Origin of the sequence: Paenibacillus andongensis (genome assembly GCF_025369935.1) — a bacterium.
Taxonomy (GTDB): domain Bacteria; phylum Bacillota; class Bacilli; order Paenibacillales; family NBRC-103111; genus Paenibacillus_E; species Paenibacillus_E andongensis.
In genome coordinates, this window is record NZ_CP104467.1 from 3,253,171 (window position 1) to 3,276,548 (window position 23,378).

The following is a 23,378-nucleotide window of genomic DNA, read 5'->3' on the forward strand; positions in this document are numbered from 1 at the left end:
ATGCGTGTTTCTAACGTTACCGTTCGTCGCAGATTGTTTACTGCGCTTATCATTGGCACTATCATCTTTGCAGCACTTATTCTCCGTCTAGCTTATGTCCAGCTATGGATCGGACAAGACTTGGCGAATAAAGCAGAGGATAACTGGCGGAGAGATATTGGTTTCGCTCCAAAAAGAGGCGAAATTCAAGATCGTAACGGCATCTCGCTGACTTACAGTATGAGTACGCCTACCATTGTGGCTATTCCTGTGCAAATCAAGGATAAGCGCGCAACGGCTGCTAAGCTGGCAGAGGTGCTGCAAGGTAATGAAGAAGACATTTACAAGCTCATTACAAAAATAGCGTCTCAAGTTTATATTAAGCCAGCGGGTCGCAAAATAACGGTGGAAAAAGCGCAGGAAGTGCTCAGCCTTCAACTACCGGGTATTAGGGTCGCTGAAGATAACAAAAGATACTACCCATTCGGTACGCTTGCCGCCCATATCCTAGGTTTTGCCGGTTTGGACAAAGGTCTGACAGGTATTGAAGCTAAGTACAACAAAGAATTAACAGGGATTGCTGGCGGGATTTCCTATATGACGGATGCCGGCGGAAGGACCATACCAGGAACGACAGATACCTATACAAAGCCAAAAGACGGCCTTAATATGAAGTTGACCATTGACAGTCATTTGCAATCGGTACTGGAAAGAGAATTGGATCAGACCATGGTTCAATATAAGGCGCAAAATGTAATTGCCATCATGATGGATCCGAACAATGGAGAAATCCTGGCCATGGGGAGCAGGCCTACGTATGAACCAGGCAATTATAAGGATTTCCCGGCTGAAACCTATAACAGGAACTTGCCGATTTGGAAAACGTATGAGCCGGGTTCTACCTTCAAAATTATTACGCTAGCTGCAGCACTTGAAGAAAAAAAGGTTGATTTAAAAAATGAACAATTTTACGATCCTGGATTTATTGAGGTCGGAGGGGCTAGACTCCGCTGTTGGAAACGCGGCGGTCATGGCAGTGAAACGATGCTGCAAGTCGTCCAAAACTCCTGCAACCCCGGATTCGTCGTTATGGGACAGCGTTTAGGCAAGGAAAAATTATTTGATTACATTTCAAAGTTTGGCTTTGGGAAGAAAACAGGAATTGACCTCGGCGGCGAAGAAAACGGCATTATGTTCAAACCGTCACAAGTGGGTCCTGTTGAGCTTGCAACGACGGCATTCGGTCAAGGGGTATCGGTCACTCCGATACAACAAATTACGGCTGTCTCTGCGGCTATTAACGGAGGAAAACTTTTTAAACCGTATGTGGCAAAGTCATTTACGAATCCAGATACGGGTGAGGTTGTTGATGTTGTAAAGCCTGAGCTTGTACGCAATGTCATCTCGGAAGAGACATCGAAGCAAGTGCGCGAAGCGCTTGAAAGCGTAGTAGCCAAAGGAACCGGACGAAATGCATTTATCGACGGCTATCGCGTAGGTGGGAAGACGGGAACAGCGCAGAAGGTTATTAACGGACGTTATTCACCGGATGAGCATATTGTCTCTTTCATTGGCTTCGCGCCGGCCGATAATCCAAAGATTGTCATCTATGCAGCTGTAGATGATCCTCAAGGAATTCAATTTGGAGGTCTGATTGCAGCTCCGCTTGTGAAGAATATGATGGCTGATGCTTTGCGATATATGAAAGTCGAACCGGATAAAAATCAGCTTGATAAAGATTATCGCTATGGAGAAATACCGGTTGTTGAGGTTCCGGACTTGGTTGGAGCCTCAGTTGATGATATATTAGAAGATCTGAACATGAATTTTAGGCTGGCTAAGTCTGGCAGCGGCAAATATGTGATCAGTCAAGCGCCGAAACCGGGCACACGAGTAGATCAAGGCTCTACAATTCGCATTTTTCTCTCGAATAATGCGCCACCGCAGTAATGTGGTTTGCTTCGCTGGAAAAAAGATTTGCGAGTAAGACATGTTTTGCTTTTCCACTGTCATAAAATTGTCAATAATAGGTAGTAATAACGTTAAGGAGAGGGTTGCTCATGAAACTTCAGGAGCTTGCTTCCGCACTGCTCATTACCCACATACATGGAGATGCTGAAACAGAGATTACAGGGATTGAAGCAGACTCTCGCAAAATAAAAACAGGGGATTTGTTTCTATGTATCCCTGGACTGACAGCAGACGGTCACGACTATGCCCCAAAAGCGATTGCGCTTGGGGCTTCTGCGCTTGTAACGGAAAGAGTACTTGACTTGCCAATTCCTCAGCTTGTTGTGAAAGATGCGAGATATGCAATGGCAGCTTTATCAGCCCATTTCTATGGCTATCCGAGCAAAGAACTGAAACTAATTGGCATAACGGGTACGAATGGTAAAACGACATCGACCTATTTGATCGAGAAAATATTGCGAGATCAAGGCTTTACGACGGGACTTATGGGAACGATTCAAATGAAAATAGGTGATACCTATACGGAAATGGAGCGAACAACCCAGGAAGCCGTCGATTTACAGCGAAGCTTCCGCCAGATGTGTGAGCAAAAGACGGATTATTGTATTATGGAAGTGTCCAGCCATGCATTGGAATTAGGTCGAGTGAAGGGCGTTCATTTCCGATCGGGTATTTTCACGAATTTAACACAAGATCATTTAGATTATCACAAAACGATGGATGCTTACGCAGCTGCAAAAGGCCTGCTCTTCTCAAGATTGGGGAATGGTTTCTCAGCCGATCTTAAGGAGCGTCAGTATGCAATTCTAAATGCGGATGATGCTGCTTCGCATACTTTCAGTAAGCTGACCGCCGCACAAGTTATTACATATGGTATAGAGAACGAGTGTGATGTGAGGGCGACAAATATTCGTATTACAGCCCAAGGCACGGAATTTCAGCTTATTTCCTTTGCGGGAGAGGCTTTTTTCAGAATGAAGTTGGTTGGTAAATTCAACGTGTACAATGCTCTTGGGTCCATCGCTGCGGCACTGGCGGAAGGAATTCCACTTGAAGCGATCCGGAATAGTTTAGAAAATATTACGGTAGTAGATGGGCGTATGGAGGTTGTGAATGAGGGACAGGATTACTTAGTTTTGGTTGACTATGCTCATACCCCGGATGGACTAGAGAATGCTCTGTCAACTGTACGAGACTTTGCAGAAGGTAAGGTAATCACTGTGTTTGGCTGCGGAGGTGACCGTGATCGAACGAAGCGTCCCCTTATGGGCAAGGTTACGGCCAAGTATAGTGATTATTTGTATGTGACTTCCGATAATCCGCGTACGGAAAATCCAGATGCCATTCTTGATGATATCGTTCCTGGTCTAAAAGAGGTCAATTACCCAAAAGAACAGTATGAATTAATCGTGGATCGCAAAAAAGCGATACAAAAGGCTATTGAAGGGGCAGGCCCTAAGGATGTAATATTGATAGCGGGAAAAGGCCACGAAACGTATCAGGATGTCATGGGGGTCAAGCATGATTTCGATGATCGATTGGTGGCTAAGGCTGCGATAAGGGGGAGAGGACGATGATAGAGCGCACGTTGAAACAAATGACAGACATGCTAGGCGATGAAAGTGTGAAGGTGTCCTCGAAGTCAGCTGCAAGGGACATTTCAATAAAAGGGATATCTACCGACACACGAACAATACGACCTGGAAGTCTGTTTGTGCCGCTGATCGGGGATCATTTCGATGGTCACGCATATGCTTCAGAGGCTTACAGCAAAGGTGCTGCGGCGGCCTTATGGCAAGATGACCACCCTCACCCCCCAGAAGGTATGCCGATCATTCGTGTCAAGGATACACTAACAGCCTTGCAGCAGTTGGCAAAGTCTTATCGCAAGCAGCTGCCGGTTCGTATTATAGGCATTACTGGGAGTAACGGCAAAACGACGACCAAAGATTTAGTTGCGGCCGTATTGGGTAGTACGTTTCAAGTGCATAAAACAAAAGGAAACCTGAATAATCATATTGGTTTACCGCTTACGCTGCTCGAGCTTGAAGAGACCACGCAATTCGCCGTGGTCGAGATGGGGATGAGTGGACGTGGCGAGATTGAGCTGCTATCCAATCTGGCCGAGCCGGAAGCGTCGATCATTACGATGATCGGCGAATCGCACATGCTCCAGCTGGGCTCGCGGGAAGAAATCGCTCGGGCCAAGGCCGAGATCGTTAGCGGAATGCCCAGCGATGGGCTGTTCGTCTATAACGGCGACGAACCATTGATTGAACAGGCTCTCGCAGAGCGTGGCCTGCCAGATGGACTGCGCCGCATCCGCTTTGGCAGCGGCGCGGGCAATGATCTGTTCCCGACCGACATCCGAATGGATGCGGACGGGGCGTACTTCCAGATCAATTCACCGGGTTACCCGGAATTGTTCATTCCCTTGCTCGGCACGCATAATGTGATCAATGCGTTAGCAGCCATTGCCATCGGCGAAGCCTTCGGCGTCTCGCCTGAGGGAATTGCAGCGGGGCTTCGCTCGCTGCAGATGACAAGCATGCGCATCGAGAAGCTGACAGCAGCCTCAGGGCTGACTGTGCTTAACGATGCGTATAACGCCAGCCCGGCATCCATGCGGGCTGCGATCGATTTGACCGAGCAGCTGCGCGGCTTCGGTCGCAAGTTCCTCGTGCTCGGCGACATGCTGGAGCTTGGCGAGCACGAAGAGCAATTCCATCGCAGCATTGGTGCGATGCTGTCTCCGGAACGTGTAGACTACGTCTTCACGTTCGGCCGTCTCGGCCGCTGCATCGCGGATGAAGCGGCTCAGCGGTTTCCGAAGGCGTGCGTGCGCGCCTTCGATGACAAAGAGCAGCTCGCGGGAGAGCTTGCCGCGGAGGTTCGAGCCGACGACCTAGTGCTCGTAAAAGGCTCGCGAGGCATGCGCCTCGAACATGTTGTTAATGCCTTACTCGCCTAGACGGCGTTTGTAAATGAATGATAGGATGAAACAGTAGATCGTTTTCGAAAGACGAAAACGAGCAGGGGGAACCAACGTGGAAAACGCAATTTTATTAACGATGGGCGTAGCTTTCGTACTTGCGCTTATTATGGGACCGCTTTTTATACCTATTTTACGGCGTATGAAATTCGGACAACAAATTCGTGAGGATGGCCCGCAAGGACATCTGAAAAAACAAGGGACACCGACCATGGGCGGAGTTATTATTTTACTCGCACTGGCCCTTGCTACGCTTCGTTTTGCCGATAAAAATACGGATCTTCTAATCCTGTTAATAGCTTCTTTAGGCTATGGATTAGTTGGCTTTCTAGACGATTACATCAAAATTATTTTCAAGCGCTCACTCGGACTTACAGCGAAGCAAAAGCTGTTCGGTCAGCTCTTGATCTCCGCCATTGTCTGTTACCTGCTTGTCATGCAAGGACACAGCACGGACTTATATATTCCATTTGTGGCATTCCACTTCAATCCAGGCTGGTTGTACTTCCCGTTAATGGCTATTCTGATGTTGGGCGCATCGAATGCGGTGAATTTTACCGATGGTCTCGACGGACTGCTTGCAGGGACAAGTGCCATTGCATTTGGTGCTTACACGGTTATTGCGATGAATAATACACAGCCGGAAGCGGCTATTTTCTCGGCAGCCATGGTGGGGGCCGTACTCGGTTTTCTCGTTTTTAATGCGCATCCAGCCAAAGTATTTATGGGTGACACGGGATCGCTCGGGATTGGCGGCGGCCTTGTGGCTGTTGCCATTTTGACCAAAGCTGAGCTGCTGCTTGCGATTGTTGGCGGTGTGTTCTTGGTTGAAATTCTTTCTGTTGTGATCCAAGTTGTTTCTTTCAAGACAAGAGGCAAGCGTGTTTTCAAAATGAGCCCGATCCACCATCACTTCGAATTGGTTGGTTGGTCGGAATGGCGTGTCGTTATCACATTCTGGGTCGTAGGTCTCGTGCTTGCTGTACTCGGATTATATATGAATGAGGTGTTGTAGAGCATGAAACATCCGCGGGATTATCGTGGACTTGAAGTGATTATTCTGGGCTTGGCTCGCAGCGGTGTCGCTGCGGCTAAGCTTTTTCATCAAAAAGGAGCCTTGGTCACGGTCAATGACAAAAAAGAGCGAAGCGCATGCCCTGAAGCCGATGAATTAGAGGCTCTGGGTATTTCTGTTGTATGCGGCTTTCATCCGGAGTCCTTGGTGCATGAGGGTGTTTCTCTCGTTGTGAAGAACCCGGGAATTCCGTATACGGTAGAGCCGATTCGCAAGGCAGAAGAGCTTGGGATTGAGGTCGTAACTGAGGTTGAGGTTGCTTATCAATTCTGTGAAGCTCCAATTATTGGCATTACAGGCTCTAACGGCAAGACCACAACGACAACATTGATTGGTTTAATGCTGGACGCAGCCGGTTTATCTCCTGTAGTAGCGGGTAATATTGGACGCGCATTAACCGAGGCTGCGCCTGAAGTTACAGCTGATAACTGGATGGTGGTTGAGCTCAGCAGCTTTCAATTGAAAGGTACGACTTCGTTCCGACCCACGATTGCCCTTTTGTTAAATGTGTATGAAACTCATCTGGATTATCATGGTTCCATGGATGACTATATTGCTTCCAAAGCTAAATTATTTACGAATCAAACCGAAGAAGATACGGCAATCCTGAATTGGGATGATGAGGTGTGTCAGTCTTTAATTCCTAGTCTGAAGGCTAAACTGTTCCCTTTTTCTATGAAAGAAAAACTCGCTTTTGGCGTTTACTTTGATGTAGAAACGGAAGTCATTGTTTACGCAAATGGATATGGTCAAGTGCAGCCGATTATGCCGGCAAGTGAAATGGGGATCCCAGGCAGCTTTAACGTCGAAAACGCATTAGCAGCGGCGGCAGCAGCCATTACAGCGGGTGTTCAGCTGGATGGCATAGCAGATGTGCTCAGAAGCTTTCAAGGCGTAGAACACCGTCTGGAGCTCGTAAGAGAGCTGAAGGGTGTGACCTTCTATAACAATTCCAAAGCGACGAATGCAGCGGCTTCGATTAAGTCGATTGAGGCGTTCAACCAGCGGGTTGTTCTAATCGCGGGTGGTTTGGACCGTGGGTCCGATTATATGGAACTTCTTCCTACTTTCCGTGAGCGGATTAAAGGTGTCGTTACCTTAGGTCAAACGAAAGAGAAAATTACGCATATTGCCGAACTGGCAGGGATTAGCCGCATTGAAACCGTCGATACTGCTAAGGATGCAGCGGACGCGGTGTCGCAAGCCGTTAAGCTAGCCTGGCAAATGAGTGAGCCCGGAGACATTGTTCTACTTTCACCTGCTTGTGCAAGCTGGGATATGTTCCCCTCCTATGAAGACAGGGGACGCATGTTTAAGGAGTCCGTGCATAACCTTTAAATAGGGCTTATCCACATTTCCTATCTCGTTAGGCGATATTGTCGCCTGCTTGCTGATAGGCAGCATGGATGACGCCCACAACACACGAAGAGGTGTCTGTTATGGGTAAAGCACGGTCCGCTCCTGACATTTGGATTATTATTCCAACCTTGTTGCTTTTGACAATTGGCGTTATTATGGTTTACAGCGCTAGCAGTGTTCTTGCGTTTCGCGAATTTGGCGACTCCCTTTATTACTTGAAACGTCAATTTATATTTGCTGTTTTGGGTGTTATCGCCATGTTTTTTACGATGAATGTTGATTATTTAGTTTGGAAGAGGTTTGCTCGAATAGCGCTTTTTGTTTGCTTTGCCATGTTGATTATCGTGCTGATTCCCGGTATCGGGGTTGTTCGTGGTGGGGCTAGAAGCTGGTTAGGAATTGGTGCCTTCGGTATTCAGCCGTCCGAATTTATGAAAATTGGGATGATACTCTTTCTATCCAACATGTTATCCGAACACCAAGCGAAAATAACCTTATTCAGAAAAGGATTATTGCCACCGCTGGGCATCATGGGCTTAGCCTTCGGTCTCATTATGCTGCAGCCTGACCTTGGAACTGGTGCCGTTCTCGTCGGAGCTTCTCTGCTCATCATCTACACATCGGGGGCGAGATTGCTTCATCTCTCGTATCTGGGTATGATAGGGGTTGCGGGTTTTATCGGACTCGTCATTGCCGCCCCGTATCGTTTGAAGCGAATTACAGCATTCTTGGATCCGTGGCAGGATCCCTTAGGTGCAGGTTATCAATCGATTCAATCACTCTATGCGATTGGACCAGGAGGTCTAGTTGGGCTTGGTCTAGGCATGAGCCGCCAGAAGTACAGCTATTTACCAGAGCCGCAAACGGACTTCATTTTCTCCATTATTGCTGAGGAACTTGGATTTATCGGTGGTACGCTTGTGCTGCTGCTCTTTACAATTCTTGTGTGGCGCGGAATGCGGGCAGCTATTACAGCGCCGGATACGTTTGCCAGTTTGATCGCTGTAGGCATTATCGGCATGATTGCCGTTCAAGTCATTATTAATATTGGTGTTGTTATCGGGATGTTCCCGGTTACCGGCATTACTTTGCCATTCATAAGTGCAGGAGGGTCTTCATTGACGCTTATGCTGACATCGGTCGGCATCCTGCTCAATATATCCCGCTATTCGAGGTGACAAGGGAATGAAAACAATTGTCTTTACCGGAGGAGGCTCCGCAGGACATGTTACACCTAATATAGCGCTGATGCATAAGCTTGCGCAGTTAGGTTGGGAAATTAAATACATAGGTTCAGCTACGGGCATCGAGAAAGACATCATTGAACGCGAAGGTGTACCTTTTTACGCCATTTCATCTGGGAAATTACGTCGTTACTTTGATCTGAAAAATTTCAAAGACCCTTTCAAAGTGATGAAAGGCGTCTATGAATCTTATAGATTGCTCCGTCGTTTGAAGCCCGCCATCGTCTTTTCGAAGGGCGGGTTCGTTTCCGTCCCGGTCGTTCTTGGCAGTCGGATGAACAAGATTCCGGTCATTATTCATGAGTCAGATATAACGCCGGGGCTTGCAAACAAAATTTCAATACCTTTCGCAACCAAGGTTTGTGTGACCTTCCCAGAGTCCTTACAGCATGTTCAAAGAGACAAGGCTGAGCTGACAGGCTTACCGATTCGCGAACATATTCTCAGTGGTAAAGCGTCACGCGCCTACCAGCTTTGTGATTTTCATTCACAGAAACCGGTCATTTTGGTGATGGGCGGCAGCCTAGGCTCACAAGTGATTAACCAAGCCGTCAGAGGTAACCTGGAGCGATTACTAGCTCAGTTTCAGATCGTACATCTGTGCGGGAAAGGCAATATTGCATCAGAGTTTGCTAATACCCGGGGATATAAACAATTTGAATATTTGAATGAGGAGCTCCCTGATGTTTTGGCAATGACAGACCTTGTTATTTCCCGTGCTGGAGCCACATCTATTTATGAATTTTTAGTCATGGAAAAGCCGATGCTGCTTATTCCTTTATCGCTGCAGGCAAGTCGAGGAGACCAACTTCTAAATGCGGAGTCATTTCAGAAGGCTGGCTACGCGGACGTTCTACAAGAAGAGGCTTTAACCGCCGATACACTTGTAGAGCATGTAGAAGCTCTTCATGCGAATCGAGAGACTCACAAGGCAGCGATGCAATCACGCAAAGAAAGCGATGCGGTTGCATCGATCGTAAAACTGATTGAAACCTTTAGCTTATCGACTTGATTTTGCTAAACCGAATAGGCGATTGTCACACTCTATCCGATTTTACATAAACTACACTATAACCGTGACAGACACCTAAGGCTTAATATGGCGCCAACAACGAAGACCGGCCATCTTCGACTCGGTCCGTATTATGAAATTATGAAGCTTGATGCTGCTATTCAAGATAATTTCGCCCTACGTTCTGTGAAGGAGGTTTTCCCATGCAACAGTTAATATCCGACCTACAGGCAGCAAATATTGGCGAGATTCGGACGAATGAACGACTAGCCCCTTATACGACATGGAAAATCGGCGGTCCGGCTGATTGCCTCGTTATCCCCCAAACGAAAGAGCAGGTAGCTGCAGTCATCCGATTTCTACATGAACGCGGTGTTCCATGGACGATCATTGGTAGAGGATCTAATCTGCTTGTAAGTGATAAAGGCATTAGAGGGGTCGTTATTAAACTTGGCAATGCGTTAGAAACGCTTCGTTTTGATGGTGCGATGGTCTACGCAGGTGGTTCCTATTCGTTCATTAAATTGTCCGTACTAGCGGCCAAAGAGGGTTTAACCGGACTGGAGTTTGCTTCTGGCATTCCCGGTTCTGTGGGAGGCGCCGTCTACATGAATGCAGGGGCTCATGGGTCCGATGTGTCACGCATACTCAAGCAGGCTGAAGTCATCCTGGACACAGGGGAATTGGTCACTATGCAGGCGGAGGATTTGCAGTATGCCTATCGACATTCCATTCTGCAAACATTGCCCGGCATTGTAACGGAAGCTGTCTTTGAATTACAGGTTGGAGAGCGCAAAGAAATTGCTGGTGCTATGGCGGCTTACCGCGATCGGCGTCGGCGTACGCAACCCGGCCAATTAGCTTGCGCTGGAAGTGTATTCCGCAACCCTGAAGGGGGATTCGCAGCTAAGCTTATCGAAGATGCCGGCCTAAAAGGCAAACGTGTCGGTGGAGCGGAAGTCTCAACGCTTCACGCCAATTTCATTGTTAATACCGGAGATGCTACAGCTGAGGACGTTCTCACACTCATAGGCGAGGTACAGCTAATCGTACAGAAACAGTACGGCATAGCGCTCGTACCGGAAGTTTTGGTGATTGGTGAGAGGTAAATCGGAGGTGGAACTTTGGAGAAGCTCGTTATCGAAGGTGGAAGACCTCTTACGGGAGCCATCCAGATACACGGCGCGAAAAACGCCGCATTACCAATCTTAGCAGCCTGCATCCTGGCTAGCGGCACACATACTCTGCATAATGTTCCTAATTTGCTCGACATCGACACCATGCTGCGCATTCTTCGCGCGCTGGGCTGTCGTGCTGAGCAACAAGGGGATACGGTATCTATCACAACATCCACAGCTAATTCCTCACATATCCCAGAAGAATTGATGGGGCAGATGCGTTCTTCCATCTTTCTAATGGGTCCGCTACTCGCTAGATTCGGCAGTGTTACGGTATATCAACCAGGTGGCTGCGCGATCGGCGAACGTAAAATCGATTTGCACCTTAAAGGTTTGCAGGCTCTCGGAGCCAGCATTGAAGAATTCGCCAACAAGATTGTTTGCACCGCAGATTCACTGCAAGGCAGCGAGATTGTTCTCGACTTCCCAAGTGTGGGGGCTACGGAAAATATTATGATGGCTGCTGTCAAAGCAGAAGGCATCACAACGATTTACAATGCTGCCCGTGAACCTGAGATTCAGGATTTGCAAAACTTCCTGAACGCGATGGGCGCCGATATCATTGGCGCAGGTACGGACACCATTACGATTCGCGGAGTGGAGTCATTATCTCCCTGTGCATATCGCATCATACCCGATCGTATTGTAGCAGGAACATTCCTTGTAGCTGCAGCTGCGACCAAAGGAAGCATTACACTCGAGAGGGTAAATCCTGCTCATTTAACCTCGGTTATTCATGTCCTTAAGCGCGCAGGTGTTCAAATCATCACCGACGGTGATATAATACATGTAAGCTGTCCAACAAGACCGAAGGCGGTCGAACGTATTGTTACTTCACCGCATCCGTCCTTTCCAACGGATCTTCAATCGCAAGTCATGGTGCTGTTATCTCTAGCAGATGGACTGAGCGTAATGAAAGAAACAATATTCGAAGGTAGATTTAAACACGTCGATGAACTTTCCCGTATGGGAGCGGATATCCGAGTAGATATGAGCTCAGCCTTTATCCGAGGAGTTCCGAGGTTATATGGAGCAACGGTTGAAGCGACTGATTTGCGAGCCGGTGCAGCACTTGTTATTGCCGGTCTGGCTGCGCATGGCACAACGATCGTTGAGCAAATTCATCATATTGATAGAGGCTATGATAGAATTGAACTTATGCTCTCCATGTTGGGAGCCTCCGTGCATCGCCAATCACCCGTTCCAAGCGAGTAGAATGTTTGAATGACTTCCGCGGATCCCTTCCTGCTTGCAGGTGGGGATACACGGTTTTCATTTGCCTGTCATACACAAATAATAGGTGGTGCCCATCTTGTCAGAAGACCGCAAAGTACCCACTCTGCCTGTCCCTAAGCCGCGTGCGCGTACGAATCGGAAGCTGCTCATTTTCTTATTCGTCTTTTTCATCACCGTTCTTATCATTTTGTTTTTTCAATCTTCTCTTAGCCGAATTAGTGCGATTGAAGTAGAAGGAAATGAACTTATGGCATCAGAAACTATTGGACAAGCTAGTCAAATTGCCGTAGGTGATCGTTTCTTTGCCGTTAGCTCACAGGCTATAGAGCAGCGTGTTGCCAAGATGCCCATGATCAAATCGGCAGTCGTGAAGAAGCGTTTTCCAGGCATTATCCATATTACTGTAGAAGAATTCCCTAAAGTAGCGTTCCAAATTGGAGCCGATGGTAAGAAGCAGGCTGTGCTTGCGGATGGCGCTGTCGTGCAGCTTTCTGCAGGAAGCATTCCACTGGACATGCCCATTTTGACAGGGTGGACTGACGGCGATCCGAACAAGGCCGCACTATGTAAAGTGCTTGGTGAAATCCCGGAGAGTGCGCTATCAGACATATCCGAAATTAAACCAGACCCGTCGGAACCATACCCTGACAAGATCAAACTGTATACTAGATCTCAATTCGAAGTGTATACAACGATTGCCTATTTACCTGAGAAAATTGACAATTTGCCTGCCTATATAGCAAGCTTACAAGAAGATCATATTACTAGCGGTGTTATCAAAATGCTAGAAGTAGAGTATCACGCTCCTTTCGAACCGAATGAAGAGTCCAAAAATGAAGTGAATAATTCATCCGGTCAGAAGGCTGGAGGCAATTCCCCGAGTCCTACACCCGATTCGAACAAAGATGGGGGTAAGACAAGCGCGAAGCCGACTCCAAAAGCGACGCCCAAATCACCACCAAAGGAAACAGCGCGTCCTTCTTGACAAAAAAACGTTTAATGGGCTACTCAATCAGTTAAAAAAATGTTAAAATTAGATTTATGGTTAATTAGGTATCTATCAGTTCGTTAGATTGTTTTAAGTAGTTACTAGACAGGATCTATATCATTTTCTTATCAATAAGACTAGATATGTAAACGATTTTTTTACTGGCAAAAAAAATGTAGAAAAAAGAGGGAATATGGCGGTTGTGTGGAATACGTATAGAAGTATTTGTGAGGAATTCACTTTATTACCCAAGTTACAGGAGGTGCCAGGGGCTTGAGCAACAATGACATCATTGTTAGTTTAGACATCGGTACATCCAAGGTTCGAGCTATTATTGGGGAAGTCGTAAACGGAACCATTAATATAATAGGTGTGGGATCTGCCGAGTCAGAGGGTATTCGTAAAGGCGCAATCGTTGATATTGATCAAACTGTGAATTCAATTCGCAGCGCTGTCGATCATGCAGAACGAATGGTCGGCGTACAAATTTCCGAGGTTTACGTTGGAATTTCAGGTAATCATATTGCTCTTCAATCTAGTCATGGTGTTGTCGCTGTTTCTAATGAAGACCGAGAAATCGGAGAAGAGGATATCGATCGTGTTATTCAGGCGGCTAGAGTCATCGCATTACCTCCCGAACGTGAAATTATTGGAGTTGTACCTAAGCAGTATCTAGTAGATGGACAAGAAGGCATTAATGATCCTCGTGGCATGATTGGTGTTCGCCTAGAAGTGGAAGCGACAATTATCACTGGAGCGAAGACAGGGATACATAATTTAATCCGTGTTGTGGAAAAATCCGAACTGAAGGTTGCAGGCCTCATCTTGATGTCACTAGCATCTGGACAGTTAGCCTTATCCAAGGATGAGAAAGCTGTTGGAACGGTTCTGGTTGATGTTGGAGCAGGTGCAGCGACGATTGCTGTATTTGAACAAGGCAATCTTGTGGCTACGTCGACCATTCAAATCGGTGGCGAGTACATCAGTAATGATATTGCAATTGGACTCCGGACTCAGCTTGAAATCGCAGAGAAAATAAAGCTGAAATACGGTTGTGCTTCTGTTGAAGATTCAGCGCCCGATCAAGTGTTTAAGGTTACGAGAATGGGAAGCAATGTGGAAAAAGAGTTTTCGCAAGTAGACCTCGCGAATATCATTGAACCCCGTGTTGAAGAAATTTTCCAAATGATCCGCGCGGAAGTTCATCGTTTGGGATATGGTGATTTAGCTGGTGGTTATGTGCTTACAGGCGGTACTGTTTGTATGCCAGGCATACTTGCGGTCGCACAAGCTGAACTCGCTACATCTGTACGCATCGCTGTTCCTGACTTTATCGGAGTACGCGATCCTTCTTACACAAGTGGAGTTGGTATCATTCAATTCGTATCCAAATACATGAAAAATCGGAATTCGGGTTTCTCGAAAAAAGTAGTTACGAAGACAGCAGCAAAAAAATCCTCCGACAGTAATAAACCAGGTTTTCTAGAACGTGTAAAAAGTTTTTTCAGTGAATTTATATAGTGAACGCAAAGTTAGGGGGATATGACTCACATGTTTGAATTTGATATGGATTTAGACCAATTGGCTCAAATAAAAGTCATCGGTGTTGGTGGCGGCGGAAGCAATGCAGTAAACCGAATGATCGAGAACGGTGTTAAAGGCGTTGAGTTTATCACCGTTAATACAGATGCTCAAGCTTTACACTTAGCTAAGTCTGTTCATAAATTACAAATCGGGGATAAACTGACACGCGGTCTTGGTGCAGGTGCGAACCCTGAAGTAGGTAAGAAAGCGGCAGAAGAGTCAAGGGAGACCATTCTGAATACGCTTCGCGGCGCAGACATGGTATTCGTTACTGCAGGTATGGGTGGCGGTACGGGTACTGGAGCTGCTCCGGTTATTGCGGAAATTGCTAAAGAGGTAGGCGCTTTAACAGTAGGTGTTGTTACTCGTCCGTTCACGTTCGAAGGACGCAAACGCTCTTTGCAAGCAGAGCAAGGTATTGCAGCATTGAAAGAGAAGGTAGACACCCTTATTATTATTCCGAATGACCGTCTTTTAGAAATCGTAGATAAGAAGACTCCTATGCTTGAAGCCTTCCGTGAAGCGGATAACGTACTTCGTCAAGGTGTACAAGGGATCTCAGATTTAATCGCTGTACCTGGACTAATCAATCTGGATTTTGCAGATGTCAAAACGATTATGACAGAACGCGGCTCGGCCCTCATGGGTATCGGTGTGGCAACAGGTGAGAACCGTGCAGCTGAGGCTGCCAAAAAAGCGATCTCCAGTCCGTTGTTGGAAACATCCATTGAAGGAGCTCGCGGGGTTCTAATGAACATTACGGGCGGCGTGAATCTCAGCTTGTACGAAGTCAATGAAGCAGCTGATATCGTTGCATCTGCATCGGATATCGAAGTGAACATGATTTTCGGAGCCGTTATCGATGATAAACTCAAGGATGAAATTCTAGTTACTGTTATTGCAACGGGTTTTGAGCATAAGGCAGCACCTGTTCATCAACCTATCAAACGTCCAGGTACGGGTCAACCAGAAACTCCTGCTCCAGACAATCGGTTGAACAACTTGAAACCTTTTGGTTCACAAACATCTAACGACCAATTAGATATTCCGACGTTTCTTCGGAATCGCGGACGGAATACCGACAAATAATTACACAATAATTGTAAAGAGACCGAAGCCCTACATCATGTAGAGGCTTCGGTTTTTTGTTGTTCTTAGGGCTTTTCTAGCTTGGAAAAGGCCGCATCAACTGACAAAAAAAGTATCATCCTACTAGCAAGTTTAGACAGACTTTGAATTTAGATTCCCCTATACTGATTTAGAACCTTAAAGTTTCGTCAGAAAAATTACTATAAAAGCATCCGTCTTGGAGGTGAGGAAATTGTGGTCGTCTATGCGGATCTCATTTTCCTGCTGAACTTTCTGATGGATGCGGCCATGCTTATCGTAACGGCTAAAACGCGGAAAATATCGTTCAAGTGGTGGAGAATCGTAGGTTCGTCGGTTTTAGGAGCTTCCTATGTGGTCATTATGTTCTTGCCAGTACCGTTGTTTCTTTTTACATTTTCTGTGAAATGTATGTTCTGTATCGGTATGATTATGACTGCTTTTGGGTTTGGCTCCTTACAAAATTTATTGAGAAACATCGGAACGTTTCTTTTAGTGAATTTTGCTGTAGCCGGTGGTATGTTCGGCATTCATTATGTACTGGCATCCTCATCCGATGTGATGGAGGGGATTGTGTTTACGCAAACGGGTGTGGCTATGTTTCAGATGCAGGTTGGAGGCATCCTGTTTGTGCTCATGTTGCTCTTACCATTGCTGTGGTGGTTTCGAACGGTGTTTCAGAGTTCGAAACAGCGTGAGGTGTTGACATCTTATTTGGCGGAAGTAACGATTCATGTGGGTGATTATACAGCCTCTTGCAAAGGTTTAATTGATACGGGCAATCAATTGTACGACCCGTTGACACGTACCCCTGTAATGGTCATGGAAGTGTCTGAGTGGGGGGATGTATTGCCTGTAGAATGGCTCCAAAGGATTCGATCGGCGGATGTTGATCAGATCATAAGTGGCTTGGGTGTAGAGGAGTTTGTTTGGCAGGATCGCTTGCGTCTCGTGCCTTACCGTGGCGTTAATCGGAATACCCAATTCATGCTGGCCATTAAACCGGATAAGGTGGTGATCACCCATAATCATTTGCAAATTGAAGCGTCTAAGGTGCTTATCGGACTCGACGGAGGCAAACTTTGCAGTGACGGTACGTATCAAGCGATTATCCATCCTGCCTTGATTTCAGCAGGATAGCGCTTACAAAAACTAGGGTTAAGTTGAGCAAAAAGATACGATGAAAAACTTCGTTGATTTAGGAAATATGTTTTGCTAAGCAGCAAAACTCAACATATGTTTGCGATGAAAGTTTTGCATACGCAAAACTCAGCCTATGCTTACGATGAAAGTTTTCCTACGGAAAACTCAGCGAATGCTTACGAAGTCAGTTTTGCATACGCAAAACTCTTAGGAGGAAACTAACATGTTCTTGAAATGGAAAATGCTCTTTCAACTAGCGTATTATCGTATTTTAATGCTATTAGGTCTCAAAGGCGAAGAAATCTACTACATTGGTGGTAGTGAAGCGTTACCGCCTCCACTTACGAGAGAAGAAGAAGAGTACTTATTGGAAAAGTTACCGTCCGGGGATGCTGCAGTGCGAGCTATGCTGATTGAACGCAACCTGAGATTGGTTGTCTATATAGCTAGAAAGTTCGAAAATACTGGCATTAATATCGAGGATTTGGTTTCTATCGGTGCCATCGGCTTAATTAAAGCTGTGAATACCTTTGACCCGGAGAAAAAGATCAAGCTTGCTACATATGCTTCTCGCTGTATTGAGAATGAAATTCTCATGTACTTAAGACGAAACAGTAAAATACGTACGGAAGTATCGTTCGACGAACCGCTAAACATCGATTGGGATGGAAATGAACTTCTGTTATCTGATGTATTAGGGACCGAAAATGATACCATTTACAGAAATATTGAAGAACAAGTAGATCGAAAGCTGCTGCATAAAGCACTGGATAAGTTAACAGAACGAGAACGCATCATTATGGAGCTTCGTTTTGGCCTGCAAGACGGGGAGGAAAAAACGCAAAAGGACGTCGCTGACTTACTGGGCATTTCACAATCGTATATCTCCAGATTAGAAAAGCGTATTATTAAAAGGCTTCGTAAAGAATTTAATAAGATGGTCTGAAAAATATTTTTTGACGGGTCATGTCGAAATTGTTCAGGAGTCACGGGAGGGAGCGAGTCGAAACCCTTTTGTCAAGTAGCTCCATAGGGGATAGGACAGGAATAAATCAACCGCTCACGGGGATAATTAACAGTAATGTTTCTCCTTGGGAGGTAATCACGGTGACCCGAAATAAAGTTGAGATATGTGGTGTTGATACCGCCAAACTGCCTGTTCTGACCAATGCTGAAATGCGTGAACTGTTCGCTGATTTGCAGACGAAACAGGAGCGATCTGCGAGAGAGAAATTGGTCAATGGGAACCTAAGGTTGGTTCTAAGTGTGATCCAGCGGTTCAACAATCGCGGAGAGTATGTGGACGATCTCTTCCAAGTTGGCTGTATTGGTTTGATGAAAGCCATTGATAACTTTGATTTAAGTCAAAACGTCAAGTTCTCAACCTATGCTGTACCGATGATTATAGGTGAGATTCGCCGCTACTTACGAGACAATAACCCGATTCGCGTTTCTCGTTCCTTAAGAGATATTGCTTACAAAGCTTTGCAAGTCAGAGACAGCTTGACGAATCAGAATTCACGCGAACCAACGATCTATGAAATCTCCGAGGCCCTTAATGTGCCTAAGGAGGATGTGGTATTCGCGCTTGATGCCATTCAAGACCCCGTATCGTTATTCGAACCGATTTATCATGATGGCGGAGATCCCATCTATGTCATGGACCAGATTAGTGATGAGCGCAATAAGGACATGTCGTGGATAGAAGGAATTGCTCTTCGTGAAGCGATGCGTAAACTTAATGCTAGGGAGAAGATGATTCTCTCCATGCGCTTTTTTGAAGGGAAAACGCAAATGGAAGTTGCCGATGAGATCGGCATATCCCAAGCTCAGGTTTCCAGGCTTGAGAAGTCTGCCATCAGTCAGATGCAGAAACATGTGAAATCGTAATTAACATAAAGACTGGATCGGCTGTGACAAGCCGTGAAGGTCTTTTTTTGGTTTTCAGGACATTTTGCCCACACGGCACATATACTAGTACAAAATCAGTTAAAAATCCTAATGAGATTCGTGGTGAATGGCCTCATGAAAATATCTGATTTCCAGACGAAAGATGTAATCAATATTGTCGATGGTAAAAAGCTCGGGCAAATCAGTGATTTGGAGCTTGATCTGCGTCAGGGTCGTATCGAATCGATTGTTGTACCCAATCAAAGCCGGTTTTTCGGGTTGTTTGGTTCAGGGACAGATGTCATCATACCTTGGAAACATATTGTGAAAATTGGTGCAGATGTCGTTCTTGTGAAATTAGAAGACGTCCGGCCTTATCGTCAAACGGATGATAACGAAGGTGTTTATGAGTTCAATCAGCAATTCCGAAATTGACGAAAGGCACACGAGCGAAGGCTGCTGCTTCATGGGCATGCCAAGCAAACATCGTGTGTCTTTTTATTTTGTGCTAAAGTAAAAGGAAGTAAAGATCCAAGTGTGGGGAGAGAGCAACCGTGGAACCATTTGTGAAACAAGGAAAAGAGGATAGGCCAGTCCTATTTACGATAGAAAGCTGGATGGAGCAGTACAGCGAATTAACAGTTGGTTTTACATCACGCCATGGCGGAGTGAGTCAAGCACCGTATTCGACGCTCAATTGCGGGCTGCATGTTAACGATGTGTCAGAGCATGTAGTGAGGAATCGTGAGCTGCTCGCTGAAGCCGTAGGCCAGCCATTTGAAGCATTTACGTATGCAGAGCAGGTGCACGGTAATGAAGTCACTGTAGTAAGCCTACAGGAAAGAGGAATGGGTAGAACATCCAGGGAAACAGCCATTCAAGCGAAGGATGGCTTCATCACAAATGAGAAGGGGATTGTTCTTTGTGCGCAATTTGCAGATTGTGTGCCGTTATTTTTCTACGATCCTGTTAAGCGTGTTGCTGGGCTTGCCCATGCCGGTTGGAAAGGCACGGTGTTAAACATTTCCATGGCTACGATATCCTTAATGACACATACTTTTGGTAGTCAGGCCACAGACATTCGAGTGGCAATTGGTCCATCCATTAGGGCGTGCTGTTATGAGGTTGATGCGACTGTAGCTAATCGTGTAAATGATGTTCTTACAGATATCAAAGCATCATCAGATGAGCGTCAAACAGTTATGGTCGACAAAGGAAATGGCAAGTATATGCTGAATTTGCAAGAATTGAACCGAAAATTGTTACGGCAAGCAGGAATTTTGTCGTCCCATATCGAAGTATCACAGTTATGTACGAGTTGTAGCAATGATCAATTCTTTTCACATCGAAAAGAAGGCGGTTCTACAGGTAGAATGATTGCTTGGATAGGTCTTCTTTAAGAAGATAGATGCAAGCGATGCGTTGAATTGAGGTGTATGCATAAGTGAGTTTACTGGCCCGTAAAGAAGAGGTAGAAGCCCGTGTTGCCGCAGCATGTAAGCGGTCTGGACGGAGCGAGAACGAAGTTAAGACGATTGCTGTAACGAAATACGTTTCCTTAGAGACAACCAAAAGTGTATTGGATGCAGGTCTGCTGCACATCGGTGAGAATCGCTGGCAGGATGTAAAGCCGAAGTGGGAAGCGCTACACGAACGGGGAACATGGCATTTCATTGGACATTTGCAAACGAATAAAGTAAAGGACGTCATCGGCAAATTCGCCTACATCCACTCTTTGGATCGGATATCTCTAGCCAAAGAACTGGACAAGCAGGCTGCAGCTATGGGAATTGTAGTAAATTGTTTATTGCAAGTGAACGTTTCCGGCGAAGAGTCAAAGTATGGTATTGCACCTGAGCATTTCTTCCAATTTGCTACAGAAGTTAGCGGTCTAAAACATATACATATCACAGGTTTGATGACCATGGCTCCCTATGAGATGGAGGCCGATGCAACAAGACCTGTCTTCCGTGGATTAAGAGAATTGCGAGACCGTCTGAATGACCAAAGAATTTTCCCATACGAGATTACCGAGTTATCGATGGGGATGTCTGGAGACTTTGAAGTAGCGATTGAAGAAGGTGCAACATGGGTTCGTTTGGGTACTGTTTTGGTAGGGAAAGAACTTTAGTTAACCTGATTTAAGAACATGATAAGGAGGGAACTATAGTGGGTGTTTATAACCGATTTATGAATTTTCTTGGGCTGCAAGAAGAGGAAGAGATTGTGGAGCGGGAGCGCATTGTGGAGACAACAGAAGAACCTGAAACCAATCCTTATGAATTACGTAATAAAAATAAGGCGAATGTCGTCAGCATTCATTCACAGAAAAATGCACGTGTCGTGCTGAGTGAACCTCGAACCTATGAAGAGACGCAGGATATTGCAGATCATCTTCGCTCCAGAAGAGCTGTGATTGTCAATTTGCAGCGAGTTCGTGGTGATCAAGCCATACGTATCGTAGATTTCTTAAGCGGGACGGTATATGCTTTGAGTGGGTCTATATCCAAACTAGGACCAAATATCTTCCTCTGTACACCAGACTCAGTTGATATTCATGGTCACATCTCCGAGATGATGGGTGAAGAATAGGCGCATATCCTAACACAGAGGTGGATGCATACGTGATTTACGTTCACTATTATCTTAGTATTTTAATGGAAATTTATTATTTCATGATTATCGGCTATTTGATCCTCTCCTGGTTTCCAAATGCACGTGACAGCTTCATTGGAGGTCTCCTTGCGAAATTGGTTGAACCGTATTTAAGTCCTTTCCGAAAGATTATTCCCAGCATTGGGTTCATTGATCTTTCACCAATTGTAGCCTTAATTGCATTGCGATTTGTGGTTATGGGGATTGCAGCTGTGCTCGATTTTATTGTGGGGTTGTTCTAACATTGCCAAAAGAACTCTATGGTCATTTTCATTCGGATGAACACCATTTTGTCGATAAAGCCTGGGATTGGGTGGAACGGGCAGCCGAGCAGCATGCTGTGAAGCTAACGGATTTCTTAGATCCCAGACAGGCTTTTATACTGACATCACTTGTGAATAGACACCCAGATGTCCACTGCCGTCTAGATGGCGGATATTCGGCCGCCGAACGAAGAAGGGCTCTGATTGCCCCAGATTACCGATCTTTGGATGGGGAAGATATGGCGATGGCGGTCTTATCCGTTTCTTCCGGTGACGGCAAATTTCTAACATTAGAACACGGAGATTATATGGGCGCCATTCTTGGACTCGGCATGAAGCGAGACAAGGTTGGCGATATTCATGTTATAGAGGGTGGCTGCCATTGTTTGGTTACCCAGGATGCTGCGGATTACTTGCATCTGAATTTGTCTCAGGTACATAGGGTTCATGTACAGACAGAACTGTTGTCGTTAGATAAGCTGGAACTAGCTAAGGTACAATTGGACGAGCTGAACCTGTCTGTTGCGTCGATGCGTATGGACGGGATTGTGAGTGATGTATTCAGGCTAAGCCGGGCTAAAATATTGGTTCCCATTCAAGCTGGCCGCTGCCGCGTCAATTGGAAGCTGGAGGAAGATCCTAGTAAGCCCCTTAAAGAGGGGGATATGGTGTCTTTGCAAGGATTTGGTAGATTCAAGGTGCTTGAAGTGGAAGGCGTAACGAAAAAAGGGCGAATTCGTGTGAAGATCGGCAAATTTGCGTGAGCGTGGATAATTTATCCACGAACTTTGCAGGAATTGCTTATTTTCTGTCGAACTGATTCAGTATAGATGTGGGTTCAAACTAGCTTTCTTGGAAGAAAGCTCAGCTTTGCTTACGAAGTCAGTTTTGCTGCGCAAAACGCTAAGGAGGGGCACTGATGCCATTAACACCGCTAGACATACATAATAAGGAATTTTCCCGCTCGTTCCGCGGTTATGATGAAGATCAAGTGAATGAATTCCTGGATCAAGTCATTAAGGATTACGAGGCATTGATTCGCGAGAATAAAGACTTGCATAATCAGACATTAACGCTGCAGGAACGTTTGGACCATTTCACCAACATTGAGGAATCACTTAGCAAAACGATTATTGTTGCTCAAGAAGCTGCGGATGAAGTGAGAAGCAATGCGAAGAAGGAAGCGCAGCTGATCTTGAAGGAAGCTGAGAAGAATGCTGATCGGATTATTAACGAATCCTTGACGCGTTCACGCAAGGTTGCTTTGGAGATTGAAGAGCTGAAGAAACAAGCCTCCATCTATCGCACACGCTTCCGGACGCTGCTTGAAGCGCAATTAGAGCTGTTGGGCACAGAAGGCTGGCAAAGTATGCAGTTTGAAAATAAAGAAGAGTAGGGATCGACGATTAAGTGGCTGTCATATTGACTATGCCTAACGAATTGGTTATACTCCTGTTAAATGTATCTCAGTAAAGCTATGACTGGAACGAGTAGGTCGAGTGAGCAGTGTCAGCGAATTAGGGTTTTGGTGTGAGCCTAATCTCTGCAGCGTACCGAATATCCCCCAGGAGCGTCTCTTGAAGCGAGTAGAGAGAAACGGGTCATGCCGTTACACATGATCGAGTGATTAAGCTTATGTTCGCTACACCTCAGAGTGTAAGTTCATTAAGCTTTTTAACGAGGGTGGTACCGCGAGCTAGAG

At 45.9% G+C, this 23,378-nt stretch carries 22 protein-coding genes and 1 other annotated feature (1 of these 23 running past the window's edge); all 22 genes read left to right on the forward strand.

Features of this window, described 5'->3' with window-relative positions; genetic code table 11:
* Entirely contained in the window at positions 1-1,929 is a 1,929-nt protein-coding gene (locus NYR53_RS14235; protein ID WP_261305769.1) for a stage V sporulation protein D, read from the forward strand.
* A 110-nt stretch (positions 1,930-2,039) separates the two neighbouring features.
* Positions 2,040-3,527 carry a UDP-N-acetylmuramoyl-L-alanyl-D-glutamate--2,6-diaminopimelate ligase gene (locus NYR53_RS14240; protein ID WP_261305770.1) on the forward strand — a complete coding sequence of 496 codons (1,488 nt, stop codon included), beginning with the start codon at positions 2,040-2,042 and terminating at the stop codon, positions 3,525-3,527.
* Positions 3,524-4,921, forward strand: coding sequence for a UDP-N-acetylmuramoyl-tripeptide--D-alanyl-D-alanine ligase (locus NYR53_RS14245; RefSeq protein WP_261305771.1), 1,398 nt, complete (start codon positions 3,524-3,526; stop codon positions 4,919-4,921). Before NYR53_RS14240 ends, NYR53_RS14245 begins: the two co-directional genes overlap by 4 nt.
* Before the next feature lie 100 nt (positions 4,922-5,021).
* Positions 5,022-5,957, forward strand: a complete 936-nt coding sequence (gene mraY, locus NYR53_RS14250; protein ID WP_056833508.1) for a phospho-N-acetylmuramoyl-pentapeptide-transferase — start codon at positions 5,022-5,024, stop codon at positions 5,955-5,957.
* A gap of 3 nt (positions 5,958-5,960) precedes the next feature.
* A complete protein-coding gene (murD, locus tag NYR53_RS14255) occupies positions 5,961-7,355 on the forward strand; it encodes a UDP-N-acetylmuramoyl-L-alanine--D-glutamate ligase (protein ID WP_261305772.1) in 1,395 nt (464 codons plus the stop codon).
* Positions 7,356-7,456: 101 nt separating this feature from the next.
* Positions 7,457-8,554 (forward strand): stage V sporulation protein E, encoded by a 1,098-nt coding sequence (spoVE, locus tag NYR53_RS14260; RefSeq protein ID WP_261305773.1) that lies wholly within the window; start codon positions 7,457-7,459, stop codon positions 8,552-8,554.
* A 7-nt stretch (positions 8,555-8,561) separates the two neighbouring features.
* The gene (murG, locus tag NYR53_RS14265; protein ID WP_261305774.1) at positions 8,562-9,632 is read left to right on the forward strand and encodes an undecaprenyldiphospho-muramoylpentapeptide beta-N-acetylglucosaminyltransferase; all 1,071 of its coding nucleotides are present in this window, start codon (positions 8,562-8,564) and stop codon (positions 9,630-9,632) included.
* A 203-nt stretch (positions 9,633-9,835) separates the two neighbouring features.
* Positions 9,836-10,741, forward strand: coding sequence for a UDP-N-acetylmuramate dehydrogenase (gene murB / locus NYR53_RS14270; RefSeq protein WP_261305775.1), 906 nt, complete (start codon positions 9,836-9,838; stop codon positions 10,739-10,741).
* Between the two features lie 15 nt (positions 10,742-10,756).
* Positions 10,757-12,025, forward strand: a complete 1,269-nt coding sequence (gene murA / locus NYR53_RS14275) for a UDP-N-acetylglucosamine 1-carboxyvinyltransferase (protein WP_261305776.1) — start codon at positions 10,757-10,759, stop codon at positions 12,023-12,025.
* A gap of 97 nt (positions 12,026-12,122) precedes the next feature.
* On the forward strand, positions 12,123-13,031 hold the full coding sequence (locus NYR53_RS14280) for a cell division protein FtsQ/DivIB (protein ID WP_261305777.1): 909 nt from the start codon (positions 12,123-12,125) through the stop codon (positions 13,029-13,031).
* A 276-nt stretch (positions 13,032-13,307) separates the two neighbouring features.
* Complete coding sequence (gene ftsA, locus NYR53_RS14285) at positions 13,308-14,555, forward strand: cell division protein FtsA (RefSeq protein WP_047672358.1); 1,248 nt, start codon at positions 13,308-13,310, stop codon at positions 14,553-14,555.
* 30 nt (positions 14,556-14,585) lie between these two features.
* Positions 14,586-15,707: a cell division protein FtsZ gene (gene ftsZ / locus NYR53_RS14290; protein WP_261305778.1), complete on the forward strand. Its 1,122-nt coding sequence runs from the start codon at positions 14,586-14,588 to the stop codon at positions 15,705-15,707.
* A gap of 234 nt (positions 15,708-15,941) precedes the next feature.
* Positions 15,942-16,865, forward strand: a complete 924-nt coding sequence (gene spoIIGA, locus NYR53_RS14295) for a sigma-E processing peptidase SpoIIGA (RefSeq protein ID WP_261305779.1) — start codon at positions 15,942-15,944, stop codon at positions 16,863-16,865.
* A gap of 226 nt (positions 16,866-17,091) precedes the next feature.
* Positions 17,092-17,814 (forward strand): RNA polymerase sporulation sigma factor SigE, encoded by a 723-nt coding sequence (sigE, locus tag NYR53_RS14300; RefSeq protein WP_047672364.1) that lies wholly within the window; start codon positions 17,092-17,094, stop codon positions 17,812-17,814.
* Positions 17,815-17,975: 161 nt separating this feature from the next.
* Complete coding sequence (sigG, locus tag NYR53_RS14305) at positions 17,976-18,758, forward strand: RNA polymerase sporulation sigma factor SigG (RefSeq protein WP_261305780.1); 783 nt, start codon at positions 17,976-17,978, stop codon at positions 18,756-18,758.
* A gap of 135 nt (positions 18,759-18,893) precedes the next feature.
* Positions 18,894-19,193: a YlmC/YmxH family sporulation protein gene (locus NYR53_RS14310; RefSeq protein WP_047672367.1), complete on the forward strand. Its 300-nt coding sequence runs from the start codon at positions 18,894-18,896 to the stop codon at positions 19,191-19,193.
* Positions 19,194-19,312: 119 nt separating this feature from the next.
* Positions 19,313-20,158 (forward strand): peptidoglycan editing factor PgeF, encoded by an 846-nt coding sequence (gene pgeF / locus NYR53_RS14315; protein WP_261305781.1) that lies wholly within the window; start codon positions 19,313-19,315, stop codon positions 20,156-20,158.
* Between the two features lie 44 nt (positions 20,159-20,202).
* Positions 20,203-20,889, forward strand: coding sequence for a YggS family pyridoxal phosphate-dependent enzyme (locus tag NYR53_RS14320; RefSeq protein WP_261305782.1), 687 nt, complete (start codon positions 20,203-20,205; stop codon positions 20,887-20,889).
* Between the two features lie 38 nt (positions 20,890-20,927).
* The gene (locus NYR53_RS14325) at positions 20,928-21,350 is read left to right on the forward strand and encodes a cell division protein SepF (RefSeq protein WP_261305783.1); all 423 of its coding nucleotides are present in this window, start codon (positions 20,928-20,930) and stop codon (positions 21,348-21,350) included.
* A gap of 35 nt (positions 21,351-21,385) precedes the next feature.
* Entirely contained in the window at positions 21,386-21,655 is a 270-nt protein-coding gene (locus tag NYR53_RS14330; RefSeq protein WP_496198189.1) for a YggT family protein, read from the forward strand.
* 2 nt (positions 21,656-21,657) lie between these two features.
* Positions 21,658-22,440, forward strand: coding sequence for a YlmH family RNA-binding protein (locus tag NYR53_RS14335; protein WP_261305785.1), 783 nt, complete (start codon positions 21,658-21,660; stop codon positions 22,438-22,440).
* 155 nt (positions 22,441-22,595) lie between these two features.
* Positions 22,596-23,072 (forward strand): DivIVA domain-containing protein, encoded by a 477-nt coding sequence (locus NYR53_RS14340; RefSeq protein ID WP_261305786.1) that lies wholly within the window; start codon positions 22,596-22,598, stop codon positions 23,070-23,072.
* 72 nt (positions 23,073-23,144) lie between these two features.
* Positions 23,145-23,378, forward strand: a binding site (T-box leader) (it continues 15 nt past the right edge of the window).